At 69.6% G+C, this 16,563-nt stretch carries 15 protein-coding genes; 3 read left to right on the top strand and 12 right to left on the bottom strand.

Going from position 1 to position 16,563, the window contains the following annotated elements:
• The 8 genes from AB0F51_RS07700 to AB0F51_RS07735 are packed head-to-tail and all read right to left on the bottom strand — an operon-like array spanning position 1 to position 7,482.
• Positions 1-1,092, bottom strand: coding sequence for a DegT/DnrJ/EryC1/StrS family aminotransferase (locus tag AB0F51_RS07700; RefSeq protein WP_360277241.1), 1,092 nt, complete (start codon positions 1,090-1,092; stop codon positions 1-3).
• Positions 1,089-1,724 carry a DapH/DapD/GlmU-related protein gene (locus AB0F51_RS07705; protein ID WP_360277244.1) on the bottom strand — a complete coding sequence of 212 codons (636 nt, stop codon included), beginning with the start codon at positions 1,722-1,724 and terminating at the stop codon, positions 1,089-1,091. Before AB0F51_RS07705 ends, AB0F51_RS07700 begins: the two co-directional genes overlap by 4 nt.
• Positions 1,697-2,884, bottom strand: a complete 1,188-nt coding sequence (locus AB0F51_RS07710) for a hypothetical protein (RefSeq protein ID WP_360275653.1) — start codon at positions 2,882-2,884, stop codon at positions 1,697-1,699. Before AB0F51_RS07710 ends, AB0F51_RS07705 begins: the two co-directional genes overlap by 28 nt.
• Positions 2,885-2,888: 4 nt before the next feature.
• Positions 2,889-3,371, bottom strand: coding sequence for a hypothetical protein (locus tag AB0F51_RS07715; protein ID WP_360275656.1), 483 nt, complete (start codon positions 3,369-3,371; stop codon positions 2,889-2,891).
• Positions 3,368-4,693 (bottom strand): glycosyltransferase, encoded by a 1,326-nt coding sequence (locus tag AB0F51_RS07720; RefSeq protein WP_360275659.1) that lies wholly within the window; start codon positions 4,691-4,693, stop codon positions 3,368-3,370. The genes AB0F51_RS07715 and AB0F51_RS07720 overlap by 4 nt, the downstream gene beginning before the upstream one ends.
• The gene (locus AB0F51_RS07725; protein WP_360275662.1) at positions 4,690-5,808 is read right to left on the bottom strand and encodes a glycosyltransferase family 4 protein; all 1,119 of its coding nucleotides are present in this window, start codon (positions 5,806-5,808) and stop codon (positions 4,690-4,692) included. The genes AB0F51_RS07720 and AB0F51_RS07725 overlap by 4 nt, the downstream gene beginning before the upstream one ends.
• 2 nt (positions 5,809-5,810) lie before the next feature.
• The gene (locus tag AB0F51_RS07730) at positions 5,811-6,629 is read right to left on the bottom strand and encodes an ABC transporter ATP-binding protein (RefSeq protein WP_360275665.1); all 819 of its coding nucleotides are present in this window, start codon (positions 6,627-6,629) and stop codon (positions 5,811-5,813) included.
• On the bottom strand, positions 6,616-7,482 hold the full coding sequence (locus AB0F51_RS07735; protein ID WP_360275667.1) for an ABC transporter permease: 867 nt from the start codon (positions 7,480-7,482) through the stop codon (positions 6,616-6,618). The genes AB0F51_RS07730 and AB0F51_RS07735 overlap by 14 nt, the downstream gene beginning before the upstream one ends.
• A gap of 434 nt (positions 7,483-7,916) precedes the next feature.
• Here AB0F51_RS07735 and wecB point away from each other — a divergent pair, with 434 nt between their 5' ends.
• Entirely contained in the window at positions 7,917-9,056 is a 1,140-nt protein-coding gene (gene wecB, locus AB0F51_RS07740; protein WP_360275669.1) for a UDP-N-acetylglucosamine 2-epimerase (non-hydrolyzing), read from the top strand.
• A gap of 87 nt (positions 9,057-9,143) precedes the next feature.
• Here the strand turns inward: wecB and AB0F51_RS07745 are convergent, their stop codons facing one another.
• Genes AB0F51_RS07745 through wecC form a run of 3 tightly spaced genes read right to left on the bottom strand, consistent with a single transcriptional unit; the run spans position 9,144 to position 13,224 of the window.
• Positions 9,144-11,330, bottom strand: a complete 2,187-nt coding sequence (locus AB0F51_RS07745; protein ID WP_360275672.1) for a glycosyltransferase — start codon at positions 11,328-11,330, stop codon at positions 9,144-9,146.
• Entirely contained in the window at positions 11,330-11,977 is a 648-nt protein-coding gene (locus AB0F51_RS07750) for a hypothetical protein (RefSeq protein ID WP_360275674.1), read from the bottom strand. Before AB0F51_RS07750 ends, AB0F51_RS07745 begins: the two co-directional genes overlap by 1 nt.
• Positions 11,977-13,224 carry a UDP-N-acetyl-D-mannosamine dehydrogenase gene (wecC, locus tag AB0F51_RS07755; RefSeq protein ID WP_360275677.1) on the bottom strand — a complete coding sequence of 416 codons (1,248 nt, stop codon included), beginning with the start codon at positions 13,222-13,224 and terminating at the stop codon, positions 11,977-11,979. Before wecC ends, AB0F51_RS07750 begins: the two co-directional genes overlap by 1 nt.
• Positions 13,225-13,408: 184 nt before the next feature.
• Between wecC and AB0F51_RS07760 the strand changes: the two genes are divergently transcribed.
• Positions 13,409-14,707 (top strand): hypothetical protein, encoded by a 1,299-nt coding sequence (locus AB0F51_RS07760; protein WP_360275680.1) that lies wholly within the window; start codon positions 13,409-13,411, stop codon positions 14,705-14,707.
• 99 nt (positions 14,708-14,806) lie between these two features.
• On the opposite strand, the gene AB0F51_RS07765 is transcribed toward AB0F51_RS07760, so the two are convergent.
• Positions 14,807-15,160, bottom strand: coding sequence for a hypothetical protein (locus AB0F51_RS07765; RefSeq protein WP_360275683.1), 354 nt, complete (start codon positions 15,158-15,160; stop codon positions 14,807-14,809).
• Between the two features lie 401 nt (positions 15,161-15,561).
• On the opposite strand from AB0F51_RS07765, the gene AB0F51_RS07770 reads away from it, so the two are divergent.
• Positions 15,562-16,554, top strand: coding sequence for a helix-turn-helix domain-containing protein (locus AB0F51_RS07770; RefSeq protein ID WP_360275686.1), 993 nt, complete (start codon positions 15,562-15,564; stop codon positions 16,552-16,554).
• The last annotated feature ends 9 nt before the right edge of the window (positions 16,555-16,563 follow it).

Here is a 16,563-nt window from a genome sequence, read left to right on the forward strand (position 1 = left end):
TCAGGCACCAGCCTTCGCGACGGTCGAGACCGCGGTCACGATGCGGTCCAGGTCTTCCTCGGACAGCGACGGGTGGACCGGCAGCGAGAGCACCTCGGCAGCGGCCTTCTCGGTCTGCGGCAGGTCCAGCTCACGCTTGAACGAGGGCAGCCGGTGGTTCGGGATCGGGTAGTAGACACCGCAACCCACGCCGTGCTCGTTGCGCAGCGCGTCGGCGAAGCCGTCCCGGTCCTCGGTCACCCGGATCGTGTACTGGTGGTAGACGTGCGTCGCCTCGGGGGCCACGGTCGGTACGACCACGCCCTGCAGGTTCTTGTCCAGGAAGCTGGCGTTCTCCTGGCGCTGCTTGGTCCAGCCGCCGACCTTGGTGAGCTGGACGCGGCCGATGGCGGCGTGCAGGTCGGTCATCCGGTTGTTCAGGCCGACGACCTCGTTCTCGTACTGCTTGAGCATGCCCTGGTTGCGGTACAGCCGCATCCGGCGCTCGAGGTCGGCGTTCGCGACCGAGTTCATGCCGCCCTCACCCGACGTCATGTTCTTGGTCGGGTACAGGCTGAACATCGCGAACTCGCCGAAGGTGCCGACCGGAGCGCCGTTCCAGGTCGCGCCGTGCGCCTGCGCGGCGTCCTCGTAGATCTCGATCCCGTGCTTGGCGGCGATCGCCTGGAGCGCGGTCATGTTGGCCGGGTGACCGAACAGGTGCACCGGCATGACGGCCTTGGTCTTCTCGGTGATCGCGGCCTCGACCGCGGCCGGGTCCAGGCAGAAGTACGTCGGCTCGATGTCGACGAACACCGGCGTCGCGCCGGTCAGCGCGACGCTGTTGGCGGTCGCGGCGAAGGTGAAGGACGGGACGATGACCTCGTCGCCGGGACCGACGCCCGCGGCCAGCAGGCCCAGGTGCAGACCCGAGGTGCCCGAGTTCGTCGCGACGCAGGCTCGGCCGGAGACCAGCGCTGCGCCGAACTCCTGCTCGAACGAAGCGACCTCAGGACCCTGGGCGAGCATTCCGCTGCGCATCACACGGTCGACTGCTTCCCGCTCCTCCTCCCCGATGATCGGCTTCGCGGCCGGAATCGGCTGCACCATCAGTTCTCCTCCTGGTTTTCGTCGGCCGGCCGGAGCCGTCCGTCCTCTTCGATGTACGTCTCACCCGTGGTCGGGCACTTCCAGCCGCCGTCGCCGGTCTCCTGCAACGGCACGCCGGCCCGGCCGACCCACTTGATCCGCCGCGCCGGGACCCCGGCGACCAGCGCGAAGTCTGGCACGTCCTTGGTCACCACCGCACCAGCCGCCACCGTAGCCCAGCGGCCGATGGTGACCGGCGCCACGCAGACCGAGCGTGCGCCGACCGCGCTGCCCTCTTTCAGCGTCACGCCGACCGGCTCCCAGTCGTGGCCGCTCTTCAGCGAACCGTCCGGGTTGACCGCGCGCGGGAAGTGGTCGTTGGTGAGCACGACGGCCGGGCCGATGAACACACCGTCCTCGAGCACCGCCGGCTCGTAGACCAGGGCGTCGTTCTGGATCTTGCAGTTGTTCCCGATCCGCACGCCGGAGCCCACGTAGGCTCCCCGGCCGACGATGCAGTTCTCACCCAGGACCGCGTTCTCGCGGATCTGGGACAGGTGCCAGATCGACGACCCGGCGCCGATCTGCGCGGTTTGGTCGACATCGGCGGTTGCCGCGATGCGGGACGTCACAAGATCTCCTTCGAGGTGAGCCAGCGGGTGAGTGCGGCGGCCGAGCGCCTGCCGTCGTGCAGCTCCGCCACGAAGCCGGGGCCGGCGGCCGCCCGCTCGGTGGCGATGTCACGATCGGCCAGCAGGCCGGTCACCACATCACCCAGGGTGCCGGGATCCGCCTCGACGATCGGCACATCCCGCCCTGTCAGACTACGCATCCGCTCGCGGACCGTGTCACCGACGTACGAAACCACGATGCGCCCGGCGGCCAGCGCCTCGGCGGCCGCCACGCCGTACAGGCCGATCCGGAGCTGGTCGACGACGAGGTCGGCGTCGCCGATGACGGCGGGCATCTGGTCGTGCCGGACGCCGGTGATCCGCCGGTACTCGATCTGACCCGCCTCGTGCAGACGCGTGAGGACGGCGTCGATCTCCTCGGTGCCCTTGAGTTTCGCGTTCGACGGGACGTGCGCGACGACGGGCTTCTCGGTACTGAACAGCGGCCGGGCGGCCTGGTGCCACGGCTCAGGGTCGATCACGACGGGCAGCCACTCCGCGTCCGGTACGTCGTCCAGCAGGTCGACCGTGGACACGAAGACCGGCAGGCCGAGGCTCTGCACCAGCTCAGCGTGCCGGCGGGCCTGCTTCTCCAGGCGGTCGGTCAGGTCGTCACCCGGGGTGAACGGCGACCAGCGCTCGCGCTCCGCGTGCCGGCTGGGCAGGCGGATGTCGGAGCCGTGGAACAACAAGGAGACGTCGAGGTTCTTCGCGAGCAGCGCGGTGATGTCGGCTTCGGCGTCCGGGTAACCGCGGGCACCGAAGATCGGGCGCGCGGACTCGACCATCACGTGCGTGTAGGAGCTCTCGATGTGCTGCTGCTGGGCCCGTTGCCAGCGCGGCTGACCGAACCAGGCCAGTGGCACACCGTAGTCGTCGGCGAACTCGAACTGTCCCTTGCGATGGACGGCGAACGAGACGGCACTGACCCCGTCGATCTGATTCGCAGCCTGGGCCCAGGCGTGCCCCTGACCGGCTGAGTTGGTCGGGCCGACCAGCATCCGCACCGGCGTCGTCGCCACCGGCGGGAAGGCGGGCAGCCGCACGTAGGAGTACCGCAGGCCGCGCAGGCGCCGCCGGGCCGCTCCCGCGGTCCTGGCCAGTGGCGCCGGAAGGTGCTCGCGGAGCGAACGCGACACAGTCATCGAATCACCCATGACCTGCCGGTGCCTTCAGCAGTTCCAGCTCGCGCCGGGCAGCCGGGACACCGAGCATCGCCGGGATCGCCGGGTTGCGCTGGCCGAGGTTCCAGCCGGCCCAGATCGCGCCGTCGTCCAGGGCCACAACGACAGCGGCCTTGTCGATCGTGTCCAGCACGTCGCGGTGGCTCAGAATCGCTGCCCAGTAGGCCTTTCCGAGCTCCTTGCCGGCCCGGTTCGCGCGCAGGAGGCGCATCGGCTTCGACGCAGTGATTGCCTTAGGCAACTTCTCGTCGACCACCTTGCTGTACTTCGGGGCTGGCGCCGGCGTTCCGGGGCCGATCAGGGTGAAGCTGACCTCGTCGTCAAGGTCAGCTTCCGGCGCAACCCAGCCGATCACGTCCAGCGTGATGTCCGGGTCGCCGAGCTCCTCACGGACGGTGTCGAAGTACGTGGGAGGGAGCGCCTTGGTGGTCAGCAGTACGACGTTCACGCGGCGACCCCCTGCACGGTGGCGGCCAGTGCCTCGATCCGCGGGTCCAACTGCAGGTCCCGCCGGTAGGAGACGCCGAACTCACGCGCCTTCGCCCGGATCCCGTCGTCGGCCGTCCGGGCAGCGTGCGCAGCGTCGATCAGCGCGGTGGCGATGGCTTCCGGCGTCACGTCCGAGACCGGGAACCACAGCGGGTGTCCGCGCAGTACGTCGGAGGCGGCGTTGTCCGGGTCGTGCACCGAGACGATCGGCAACCCGGTTGCCAGGTACTCGAAGACCTTGCCGCTGGTCACGTAGCGACCCTTGCCGAGCATCAGCAGCTGGACGTCGAACTCGTCGTACGCCTTGGCGATCTCCGCCTTGCCGACCGGGCCCTCGTAGCTGACGCCGGCCTCGGCCGCCTCGTCGATGGTGGCGAGCATGTCCGCCCGCGGCTGGGCGTAGTACCCGAGGTAGCCGTGGATCTTCGCCCGCGCGCCCTCGAGTTCCCCGGACCGCGACCTGGCCAGCTGCCAGCCCTCCACGAACTCCGCCAGCGGGACCTTGGGGGTCACCGTGCCGACGTACCCGAAGACCAGTGGCCGATCGGTTGCGGCGGCGCGTGCGGTGACGTCCGGCACCAGGTCGGGGTCGAAGCCGTTGGCGACGGTGTGCAGCTTGCCGGCCTGGGCCGGGTAGAGCTTCTCGTGCCAGTCCTTGATCGGGTCGTTCACGAACCAGACCTCACGGGCCGACTCGACCAGCTTCTTCTCCCAGCGCGCCGCGCGGCTGTTCGGCTGGTGCAGGCGGTCGCCGGTGAAGACGTCCAGCAGCCAGGCGTCGCGGTAGTCCATCACGTACGGCACGCCGTGCTTCTTGTGCAGCCGGTACGCCGCGGTGAACGTGACGTGCGGGTTCGCGGTGGCGACGGTCAGGTCGACCTTGTCCGTGGCGTGGATCTGCTCAGCGGCCTTCTCGATCACCGAGCGCCACGGCCCGTACGCCGCCTCCGGAAAGGCAACCTGGTCCTGCTTGATCCGCCACTTGCGCCACACCTTGGGGTTCGCGGCGCGGGCCTTGGACCAGCGGCGCAGGTCGGCCTCCAGGAGCGGCCACTCGAACGGCACCCGGACGACCTCGATGGCCGGGTCCACCCGCTCCTCCAGCGTCGGGTCGGCGCCGGTGAACCGGTGGAAGGCCTCCCGCTCCGCCGTCAGGACGGTGACCCGCCAGCCGAGCGCCGCGAACCGGTTGGCCGTGGCCAGAGCCCGGTAGACGCCGCCACTCCGGCAGGGCGGGAAGCCCCAGGCGACGTACAGCACATGCGGGCGACTGTCGGTCATACCCTGCCTTTCAGCAGGTCGACTATCGCGTCGGCCAATTCGTCGTACGGCGTGGTCGCGGGCAGGTGGTCGGCCGCCCACTGCAGTGCGTGGTCGCGCAGCTTCTCCAGCTCACCCGGGTCCGCCGACCAGCGTCGCAGCGTCTCGGACGCCTCGGCCACCGAGTCCACCAGGACTCCGCCACCGGACTCCTCGATCACCTTCGTCTGCCGGGGCAGCCGGGTGGACAGGACGGGGAATCCGCTGGCGAGGTACTCGTAGATCTTGGACGGCATCGCTTCCACGAAGGCCGGCGTCGGCTGGAGCATGGCCAGGCTGGCCCAGGCACCCTTGGTCAGCCGCCACGCGTCAGCCGGTGGCTGCCGCCCGTGCAGCCGGATCCGGCCGGCCAGGTCAGGCTCCGCGATCCGGGCTTCGAGCCGGTCCCGGTCCGACGGCGCGACCGGGCCGATCAGGTCGAGGGACCAGTCCGGCGCCGCGGCGACGGTCTCGACCATGTCGAACAGGCCACGGCTGGCCCGCAGGTCCCCGACGTACACCGCCCGCGGCGTACCCGAGGGCGGCGCGGGGGTGAGGAACGGGATGTACGGGAAGTTCTGGACGACCAGCCGTCGTTTCGCCTGGTGCGGCGGGAGATACGAGTCGGCGACGACGGTCAGGTCGGCACCGGCGGCCAGCTTGGAACCGGCCCGGACGATCAGCCGGGCCGGCAACCCGGCCGGGCCCTTCGCCCAAGCCCGGTCGGCGAGCAGCCGGCGGTAGTCCTCATGGACGTCGGCGACCATCCTGCGACGGCGCAGGGTGGTGACGAGCCGGGTGATCGGGATCATGTCCGGGTCGACCGTCATCACCACCTTGGCGTTGGTCCGCCACGGCAGGACCGCGGTCCGGGCCAGCCGCTGGAGCATGCTGCCGCGCGGGCCGGCGTGCACGGATGCACCGGCCGGCCCACCCTCGGCGTCACCGAGGCCCCACAGCTCGACACTGAGGCCACGATGCTGCAGTGCCGCGGTGATCTTGTGCAGACGGGCGTCGGCAACGTCGTGACCGGTGGTGATGATCCCCACGTCCGGCGCCGTACTGCGTGCCCCGGTGTGGGGCCCGGCCTTGGGCATGGTCAGAGGTCCTCGAGAGAGGCGGATTCCTTCTCGCCGACCTGGAGGAACTTGGTGTACGCCGCGATCACCTCGTTGGGCTCGCCGCGCATCATCACCTTGCCCTTGTGCAGCCAGATGCAGTCGTTGCAGAGCTCGCGGACACTGGCCATCGCGTGGCTGACCAGGAACATCGTCCGGCTGTTGCTGACCAGTTCCGTCATCTTGGCGGCGGCCTTGGTCTTGAACGACGCGTCACCGGCGGACAGCGCCTCGTCGATCAGCAGGATGTCCGGGTCCATGTGGACGGCCACCGAGAACGCCAGCCGCTGGAACATGCCGGACGAGTACGTCCGCATCGGCATCTCCATGAAGTCACCGAGCTCGGCGAACTCCGCGACCTCCTCGTACCGCTCCTTGATCTCCTTGCGGCTCAGGCCGGCCGCCAGACCACCGAGGACGACGTTCTCCCGGCCGGACAGCATCGCGTTGAAGCCGACACCGAGGGACAGCAGGGTGGAGACCCGGCCGTGCACCTCGATCCGGCCCGAGGTCGGCGGCAGGATGCCGGCCACCGCGCGCATCAGCGTCGACTTGCCGGCGCCGTTCGCGCCGATGATGCCGATGGTGGCGCCCTGGTCGACGTCGAAGGACACGTTCTGGACGGCCTTGACCTCGCGGACGGCCCGCTCGCCGCGGCCGAACCGGACGATCGCGCTCTTGAACGTCGGCACCCGCTCGAACGTGGTCCGGTAGGTGATGGACACGTCCTGGACCTTGACGGCCGGGACACCGGGCTGGAGCTTCTGCATCTGCTTCTTCTCTGCCTCAGAGACGGACAACGAACTCACGCTCCCTCGACATGAAGAACAAGCCACCGATCAGGGCCGCGGCTACCGCCCAGACCGTCGCACCGATCCAGATCTTGGGTTCGGGGATCGACCCCCGGACCAGCAGGTCGGTCCAGCCACCCAGCAGGGAGTAGAGCGGGTTGAATTGGATGAACGCCTGGAACTTCTTCGGAGCATCCTCGGCGAACCAGAGGACCGGCGACAGGTACAGCCAGATCCGGACGAAGTACGGCAGGAAGCTGGTGGTGTCGCGGAAGTACACCTGCAGCGCGGCGAAGATCATCGCCATCCCGGCCGCGAAAACCGTCAGCAGGAACAGGAAGATCGGGGCCAGCAGCATCTGCCACTTCAGCGGCTGCCGCATGATCAGGTGAATCGCGCCGTAGACGATCAGCGTCGGCAGGAAGCGGAAGAACGCCGTCCGCAGCGCCGAGAGCGGCAGCAGCATCCGGGGGAACGACATGTTCATCAGCAGCTTGCCACCGCCGACGACACTGGCCGCTCCGGTCGTCATCGCGCCGGAGAAGTAGTAGAACGCGAACAGGCCCGCGCACAGGTGCACGAACCGGGCCGACGCGTCGTCCTTCGAAGCGCCTCCGCTGAGGATGTCGACCAGCACGTAGTAGACACCGGCCAGCATCAACGGGTTCAGCACCAGCCACACCTGTCCGAAGAAGGTGTTGGTGTTCGCCGCACGGATCCCGGTCCGCGACATCTCTGCCGCGAACTCACGACGCTGCCACAGCGCCCGGAAGTAAGGGGACAGCTTCGGTAGGCCGACCTTGTGCGGTTCGTACACGTGCACCGACGGGTTGAACTCCTCGTCGACGCTAGTCGCGTTCATTCAGGCGACGCCTCTCTCTGCTAGGTGTCGTGTCGCCGCCCGGTACGGCGGCCACGCGGACCGGGAAGCAGAGTAGCGGATCGGCGCCATGACCGACGACACAGTGGTCCTCCATAGTGATCAACAACGCACAGACGGCAACCGAACGTCGCGCCCGAGTGTGCAACCGACTGAAGAGTCGTGTTTCGCCGATCGTTATCTGGAATATACATTTGACAGCCTTCGACAGCCAATCCGCTTGTCTGGGCACGGAAAGAGCGTGCCGACCGTGATCGCCGCGGGGCCGCGTAACGCCAGCGTACAAGGTCGAATCGCGGCCCCCGCAGGGGTTCGGCGCCACCGCGTCCGCCGGAGCCATGCGGCACTCACGAGCGGCGGCGGCTACCGTAGGGCGGCTGCTAGTGCCGACCCAAAACAGAGAGGTACCCCCTGCAATGAAGATCATGACGGTCTACGGGACCCGTCCGGAGGCGATCAAGGTCGCACCCGTTCTGACGGCACTCGCGGCCGAGCCCGACATCGAGTCGGTGCCCGTGGTCACCGGCCAGCACCGCGAGATGCTCGACCAGGTCAACGACCTGTTCGGCATCGCCCCGAAGCACGATCTGAACATCCTGCAGCCAGGGCAGACGCTCGCGGCCATCACCGCGCGCATCATGGACCTGCTCGACCCGGTACTGGCCGAGGAGGCCCCCGACGCGGTCATCGTCCAGGGCGACACGACGACGTCGACTGCGGCCGCGCTGGCGGCGTTCTACCGCCGCATCCCCGTCGTGCACGTCGAGGCCGGCCTGCGCAGCGGCGACATCAGCTCGCCGTTCCCCGAGGAGGCGAACCGCCGCCTGACCTCGCAGATCACCGCCCTGCACCTGGCCCCGACGGCCGGCAGCCGGGCCAACCTGCTCCGTGAGGGCGTCGACCCCAGCACCATCGTCGTCACCGGTAACACCGTGATCGACGCGCTGCTCGCGACCGCCGCCCAGCCCGTACCGCTGGCCGACCCGCAGCTGGCCGCACTGGTCGAGTCGAAGGCACCGATCCTCCTGGTCACCAGCCACCGCCGGGAGAGCTGGGGCGCCGCGATGGAAGGGGTCGGCCGCGCGCTGGCTCGCATCGCTGCCGCGCACCCGGAGCTCACCATCGTCCTGCCGGTGCACCGCAACCCCGTGGTCCGCGAGGCCCTGCTGCCGCTGCTGGGTGAGCTCAAGAACGTCGTGATCACCGAGCCGCTGTCGTACGCCGAGTTCGCCACCCTGCTCGCCTCCGCGCACATCGTCCTGACCGACTCGGGCGGCATCCAGGAGGAGGCGCCGAGCCTCGGCAAGCCGGTCCTGGTCATGCGCGAGAACACCGAGCGCCCCGAGGCGGTCGAGGCCGGCACCGTCCGCCTGATCGGCACCGACGAGGACCGGGTCGTCAAGGAGGTCGAGCGGCTGTACCTCGACCCGGCGGCCTACACGGCGATGGCACGGGCGGTCAACCCGTACGGCGACGGGCACGCCACCGAGCGCTCTGTCGCAGCTCTCCGGGCGTTGTTCGGGAAGGGCACCCGCCTCCCCGACTTCACCGGCTGACGTACTAGACGTACTAGCTGAGCGGCACCAGGATCGCGGGCCTGGCACGACCCGCGATCTCCTGGTGCCGTTGACGCTTCCGGGGTGTCAGCCGTTCAGCGCGGCGGCCCAGGCCGGGCGGACGACGGCGAGGTCGTGCCGGCCGCCGTGCAGCCGCGATGCGGCGCTGAGCCGGGCGAACTCCGCCGGTTCCGCGGACGCGGCGGCGATCTTCCGGACCACACCGTCGATCGAGTCGAACGGCGCATCCGGCCCGTACAGCTCCGCAGCGCCGTCCTCGGCAGGCGTCAGGACCGCCACACCGGCGGCCTGAGCCTCGACGACCCGCTGGTCGACCCGTCCACGGCGGTGCGGGACCAGCAGCCAGCCGATCTTGCGATACCAGCTCGGCAGGTCGCTGTCGGGGCGCTCGAACGCGACCCGCGCGGCGACCTCTGGCGTTGCCGTGAGATCGGCGACCAGGGTCCGGTAGTAAGAGCGCTCGAGCTGGTCGACCCACCGCTCTTCGGTCTCCCAGGGCAGCCGATCACGAAAGTGCAGGCTGAACTGCTCATCGGCGGCGAGCAGGCCGCGCAGTACCGTGATGGCGACGTCGGGCCGGGCAGCTGACGGACTCAGGTCGAGTACGCCGACCCGGTACTGACGGCCAGGCAGAGCCGGCCGGTCCACGTAGCCGGTGTCGACCGGGACCGGCGCGAGGTGCAGGCGCTCCGTCGGTACGTCGAACGCGGCAGCGAACGCCGCCAGGTCGGGCTCGGCCTGGAACACGAACGCGTCGATCTCTTCGAGGTTCGCCTCACGCAGAGCCGGCTCGTCGGTGCGCAGGTCGCGGATGTGAACAACCAGGCGCTGGCCGGCAGCCTTGCGACGGGTGGCCCAGGGCAGGTACGGCGCCGCGTCCTCGACGACGACAGTGCCGGCGGCGGACAGGTCGCCGAGCCGGGGCTGCTCCTGGCCCGTCAGGGTCGGGTCCCACTCGGCAATGCGAACCTGGCCGGCAGTCTGCCGCAGTACGGTGTGGGTGGCGCGGGACGCCGTCAGGTTGGCGCCGACGAGCAGCAGCGGGCGCCCGCTCGCGAGCGTGACGGTCGGCCGCACCTCGGTCGCCCGGAGCGCGGCGTGGATGCGCTCGACCGTGGTGGCCATCCGGTACCGGTCGATGGCGTCCATCGCCTTCTTGCGGGCGTCCTCGAGCAGATCGGGGTCGCGGGCCACCCGCTCGACGGCATCCAGCACCGATTCGGTGGTGGAGTCGACGAACAGCGGGTAGTCCTCGCCCAGCAGCTCCACGTGCGCGGCGATCCGGTTGACCACCGGGGCCACGCCCATCGCGCAGTACTCGAGCACCTTGGTGGACAGCTCATGGGTGGAGTCGAGCGCCCGCGACCGCCAGCTGAACCCGATGTCGGCGGTCTTGGAGTACGCCGTCGCGTCGTCGCGGGAGAGCCCGCCGGCCCACTCCACGCCCGGGCTGGAGCCGAGGGCGGCCTTCATCCGGCCGCGCCAGGTCGGGTTGTGCTTGAAGTGCATGATCTTGTCGCCGATCATCGACAGCGACAGGTTGACGCCGCGCTCGGCCAGCAGCCGAGGTACGTCGCACAGCTCGAGCGTCATCCACCCTTCGGCGAACTTGCCCGCGTAAACACCCTGCAGCCGGCCCGCCGGTCGCGCCGACCGGCCCGGCATCGGGCCCAGGTCGTCGGGGATCATCGGGTTGATCACGACGCACTTGCCGACCGACGACGGCACCCGGTACTCCATGTAGGACCGGGAGTCCTCGGTCTGCACCAGCATCCGCTCGGACGACAGGGCGATCTCCTCGAGATCGCGCAGCCGCTGCGGGGTGGGCTCGGTCCCCGGCTCCGGGAGGTCGATGACGTAGGGCCAGAACCGGCCGTCGAACTCGCGGGTGATCGCCAGCTCGTGGGAGATGTTGAAGCCGCGCGAGATGATCTTGTCGAACCGGTGGGCGCGGTCGAGCTCCACGACCTTCTCCGCGGCCTGCCGCACCGACAGCAGTTTCGTCGGCGGGACGGTGTCGCCAAGCGCCGCGAACGGGTCGACCACCGTCACGTTGTCGATGCCGTCGAGCGGCTCGAGCATCTTGCGCGAGATGATCCGGTTCTTCAGCAGCAGCGTGACGTGGGAGTTCGTCCGCGCGAGCACCTGGGCCATCGAGACCAGCCAGATGGTCGACCCGTCGATGATGTTGGTGTTTCCGTCGCTGTACAGCAGGACACGGCGCTCCACGGGGGTGGAGGAATCGGTGGTCATCAGTCTCTTTCGACGGCGGCGCGGGCGACTCGGTCGAGCAGGCTCACGACCGGGGACATGGGCACGGGGCCGAGCACGGGGTCGGCCTCCTCGACGCGCGGCAGCACCACGTCGGCGGCGTTGCGCAGCAGGTTGGTGCCGACGTTCGGCGCGTCAGCGGAGTCGAGCACGATGACGGGCGCGCCGCGATCGCGGGCCTCCGCGGCCCACTCCAGGATCTCGAGCAGCAGCGCCGTACCGGACGAGGTCTCGGCAGTGCTCCAGGGACCGGACTGCAGGGCGGCCCGCTCGATCACCAGCAGGTCGCCAGGCTCGAGCCCGGCACCGAGCGACCGCGATCCCGGCGCCACGGCGGCGACAGGCAGGACGTCGCCCAGCTTCCGCGCCGTCGCGCCGGTCAGGACAGCGACAGCGCGGGTGGCCGTCGCCAGCTCACGCCGGGCGTCGAACCGGTCGGCCTCGGCGTCCGGCGCCTCCTCGGCCTCGATCTCGGCGTCCGGCTCGGTCAGCAGCTGCTCGGGGTAGCGCAGGGACAGGATCCGCTCGGTCGCTCGCCACTGCGAGTCCGGCGTCTCGTGCACCCGGCGGTGACCGCTGACGGACCGCCGGGCCTTGCGAATCACACGCCTGGGCAGCGAAGCGGGCATCAGCGCCAGAGGCCCTTCGTGTCGATCACGCGCTTGCCCTCGAGCATCGACCGGTCGACGCCGCGGAACTCGTCGTGGTCGACGAGCAGCAGGATGACGTCGGCAGCGGCAACCGCCCCGGCCGCGTCGGCCAGCTCGACGTTGGACAGCCCGGCCAGATCGGCCGGCAGCTTCTCGATGTGCGGCTCGACCGCGAGGATCTTGCAGTTCGGCAGCTCGGCGGCCAGGTCGCGGACGATCTGGCGGGCCGGCGACTCGCGCAGGTCGTCGATGTTGGCCTTGAACGCCAGGCCCAGCGCGGCAACCGTCCCCGCGTGGCTGCTGGCGACAGCCTCGACCGCGCGGCCGACGACGTAGCCCGACTTACCGTCGTTGACCTGCCGTGCCGTGCGGATGAGGGTGGACTCCTCGGGCGCGGCGGACACGATGAACCAGGGATCGACGGCGATGCAGTGCCCGCCGACGCCCGGGCCGGGCTGCAGGACGTTCACCCGCGGGTGGTGGTTCGCCAGCTCGATCAGCCGCCACACGTTGATGCCCAGCTTGTCGCAGATGATCGACAGCTCGTTGGCGAAGGCGATGTTGACGTCGCGGAAGGAGTTCTCGGTGAGCTTCGCCATCTCGGCGGTCACCGCGTCGGTGAGCAGCTGCTCGCCGCGGCAGAAGCGCTCGTACAGCACCTTGGCCCGCAGCGCCGCCTCTTCGGTGAGGCCACCGATGATGCGGTCGTTCTCGACCAGCTCGGCCATGATCCGGCCGGGCAGCACCCGCTCGGGGCAGTGCGCGACGTGGATGACCGGACGGCCGTCGGCGCCGTCGAGGCTCAGTGCGGGGTTTGTGGCGAGGATCTCCTCGGCCATCCGCTGCGTGGTGCCGGGCGGTGAGGTGGACTCCAGGATGATGAGCTCGCCGCCGGTCAGCTTCGGCGCGATGGACCGCGCGGCCGACAGCACGTAGCTGAGGTCAGCGGTCTTGTCCTCCAGGAACGGCGTGGGGACCGCGACGATGTACGCCTCGGCCGCCGGCGTCTCCGTGGTGGCGTCCAGCGCTCCCGAGGCCACTACATCGCGCAGGACGTAGTCGAGGTCGGGCTCGACGAACGGCAGGGCGCCGTTGTTGACCGCCTCGACCTTTCCCTGGTCGAGGTCGACACCGGTGACCCGGCAGCCCGCACGGGCCAGGACGACGGCAGTCGGAAGTCCGATGTAGCCGAGTCCGAGTACCACAATGCGCGGATGCGCACTCATATCGTTGTCTCCTCACCAGATGGCTGAGACGCCCCACCGGGGCGCCTTCTCCCGAGGCAGTCTATGCACCGAGCGGGCTAGTCTGAGCACCGGGCGGTGGACCGGTGCGGGGTAGTCTAAGCACCGGGCGGGTGGACCGACGACGCTCGTCCGCGTTGCCGACCCCTCCGACGAAAGCCTCTTAATGTCGCAGCTCAAGACCATGGTTCGCGCGCCACGCCGCCTCGTGCTCCGCGCACTCCGCGGCCCAGTCCGTGCGCTCCTCCGCCCTTTCCGCCCCCAGGTCAAGGCGGTGCGGCGGCGGCTGCCGCGCCGGGCTGACCACTATATTGCCCGCCTCGGCGGAGTCCAGACGCGCGTGGTCCGTCCCGCGGTGCCGCCGGTGCCGCCAGAGCTGGTCGAGCAGGCCCGAGCCGCCCGCCCACCCGCGCCGGAGACTCCCACCCGCCTGTACGTCGCGCCGGCCAACTTCGCCGGGCAGGGCTGGTTGTGGGCACGGGCGGCAGAGCGGCAGCTGCCCGGCGTCGGCGCCGTCACCATGGTCGGTATCCCCAGCGGCTTCCGGTTCCCTTCCGATCACCACGTTCCCGAGCAGGTCTACCTGCGCTCGCCCGAGTGGCAACGTGAACAGTTCGAGTACGTCCGGCAAAACTTCACCCACGCGCTGATCGAGGCCCAGCGGCCGATGTTCGGTTCGCTGCTGAGCCTCAACGCCTTCACCGAGGCCCGGGTGCTGACCGGGTACGGCCTGCGGATCGCCACCATCGCGCACGGCCGCGATGTGCGGCTGCCCAGCCTGCACCGGGAGAACTACCCCTTCTCGCCGTACGTGCGGGAGGAGTGGGCCGACGTCGACGTACTGGAGCGGCAGGTCCGCCGCAATCTCGCGGGGCTGGCCTCGATCGACATGCCGGCCTTCGTGTCCACACCTGACCTCCTCGACGACCTCCCCGGTGCCACCTGGTGCCCGGTGGTGGTCGACCTCGCCCTGTGGGAGACCCCGGAGCCGCCGATGGAGCGGCCGAAGCCGGTGGCGGTGCACATGCCCACCAGCTCGAAGTTCAAGGGCTCGGAGCAGGTCGACGAGGCAATGAACGACCTGCACGAGCGCGGCCTGGTGGAGTACCGCCGCATCGAGGGCGTCTCGCCCGAGGAGGTGCGACGCATCATCGGTTCGGCCGACCTCGTCCTGGACCAGTTCCGGCTGGGCAGCTACGGCGTCACGGCCTGCGAGGCGATGGCGGCCGGACGGGTCGTGCTGGGCCACGTCACCGAGCACAACCGCCAGCGGGTCCAGGAGGCCAACGGCGACGAGCTCCCGATCGTCGAGGCGACGGTCGAGAACATCCGTGAGGTAGCGCTCGAGCTGCTCGACGACCGCGAGCGGGCCCAGAAGATCGCGGCGCAGGGCCCGGGCTTCGTCCGCCGACTGCACAACGGCAACTACTCGGCCAAGGTGCTCTCTTCCTTCCTGGCCAGCTGATCCGGGCCGGCTGCGCAGCTCGCAGCCCCCGAAGGCGTGAGAAACGCCACGAACGCAAAGGCCCTGGCCGATCCGGCCAGGGCCTCCGTGCGTCACGACTCAGAAGGTGTAGCTGCCTCTGCGGTACGCCGGAACCGCCGACAGCGACGCCGGCCTGGAACGTGTGATGCCGGCGGAATCCACCCAGGGCCCGGCGGTCAGCGACTGCTGAGCGGTACCGGTCGTGGCATCGCTTCCCGTGGACAGCCTCACCATCCACGGAAGCTCGCCTGGCTCTGGGGGGATCCCACCGGCGACCCGGGAGCCGGTCTCGCCCATGGCGATCGCGTCGCCTGGCAGGCGGGTCCGGGCACGTGCCGAGTGCACCGGCACGATGACCAGGGCGGCGGTCATCGCACCATGGCCGAAGGCCCGGCGATGCCTGGGCAGAACCTGACGCAGTGGCTGCGACATAGGGGTCTCCTCCTCATCGGCCTCACGATGGAGATGCACAGTTTGTACACCCTCCGGCACAGCCGGTGATGGCACGGAAGTGCGAGGGCACCGATCCGCCGGGATCGAGACCCAACCGAAACGGCGATCGCTGACGGGACCGCGAACTGGGGCCAGAATTGGAACAGCAGCCCGGCGGCGCTCAGGTGGTCCGTCGCCGGGCTGCTGGACCTCAATTCTCGCTCACGACTGCGCGGAAATGGTGGCCAGATGGTGACACGGCACAAGAATGCTGACAGAACAACAATTATTGCTCGGCGCACCTGCCGGGATACGGACAGTGCCATCGGGGTTTCGCGGTTCGCTCTAGTCTGGAGCGTTGGTAGCGCATGGTGAGCGCGCTCGGGAGGGATGGGAGGGTCATGAGCTCGACCGACACGGAGCGTGCCGACCACTTGCGGGTGCTCGGCCTGACCGACGACGAGATCCAGGTCTACCAGCACCTGCTGCGGACCGGGCCCTGCTCGGTCGCCGAGCTCGACACCGCCGTACCGGATCTTGCCCAGGGCATCGAGGGGACGCTCGGCGGCCTGGTCCAGGCCGGGCTGGCGCGGCGGTCGGGATCGGACCACTCCCGCTTTCTGCCGGTGCCCCCGGACGCCGGCCTGGAAGCCCTCACGCTGCGCCGCGAGTCCGAGCTCAAGCAGGCCAGGATCGAGGTCCTGAACGCGTACGACGAGTTCCGCCGGACCGTGCACAACGAGTCGACCACGCACCTGATCGAGGTCGTCACCGGCAGCGCGATCGTCGAGCGGATCCACCAGATCAAGGGCAGCGCGCAACGCGAGATCCTGGCCATCGACACCCCGCCGTACTACCTGGGTGCCGGTCCGAACCAGGAGGAGATCGAGCAGCTCAAGCGCGGCGTCTCCTACCGGATCGTCTACTCACCGGAGTCCGTCGAAGTACCGGGCTACCTGACCGAGAACATCCTGCCCTGCGTGGAGGCCGGCGAGCAGGCGCGGGTGCTGCCCGACGTCCCGGCGAAGCTGACCATCATCGACGGTGCGATCGCGTTCGTGTCGATGTCGGTGCGCGACACCGACGTGAACCGGTCCCTGCTGATCATCCGGCCGAGCAGCCTGCTCACCGCGTTGCTCGGCATGTTCGAGCTGTGCTGGCGCAACGCCCTTCCCCTGCACGCATCCGTCGGCACCGAGGACGATCGGCTGGAGCCGATCGAACGCCGGCTGCTCGCGCTGCTGGCCACCGGTGCCGCCGACGACACGATCGCCCGCACCCTGGGCATAAGCCGCCGGACCTTCTTCCGCTACCTCGAACGCCTGATGAACCGCACCGGAGCCAGCACGCGTTTTCAGCTGGCCCTGCACGCCGCCCGAGAGAACTGGCTCTGACAGAGGAAC

Origin of the sequence: Kribbella sp. NPDC023855, assembly GCF_040639475.1 — a bacterium.
In the GTDB taxonomy this organism is placed as follows: Bacteria; Actinomycetota; Actinomycetes; order Propionibacteriales; family Kribbellaceae; genus Kribbella.